The following is a 236-nucleotide window of genomic DNA, read 5'->3' on the forward strand; positions in this document are numbered from 1 at the left end:
ACCGCCCCCCCCTCCACGCCCCACCGGACCTACCGGATTGCCTGGTACAGTTGGACCTCCGGGGCCTACTGGACCTACTGGAATAACTGGAGTAACCGGACCTTCTGGTGGACCTCCAGGGCCTACTGGACCTACCGGCAAAACTGGACCTACAGGACATTCTGGAGGACCTCCACGTCGTGCTGGAGCTCCAGGCGGAGCTCCAGCTAGCGAAGTCGGAGGAGCAGAACGACCTC

The 236-nt window shown here is 62.7% G+C and carries 1 protein-coding gene; it reads left to right on the forward strand.

Going from position 1 to position 236, the window contains the following annotated elements:
* Nucleotides 1–236: hypothetical protein (locus JDS98_RS29895; protein ID WP_199634650.1), on the forward strand; the 236-nt coding region annotated here is incomplete at both ends.

This window comes from Bacillus cereus group sp. N11 (assembly GCF_016483605.1).
In the GTDB taxonomy this organism is placed as follows: Bacteria; Bacillota; Bacilli; order Bacillales; family Bacillaceae_G; genus Bacillus_A; species Bacillus_A toyonensis.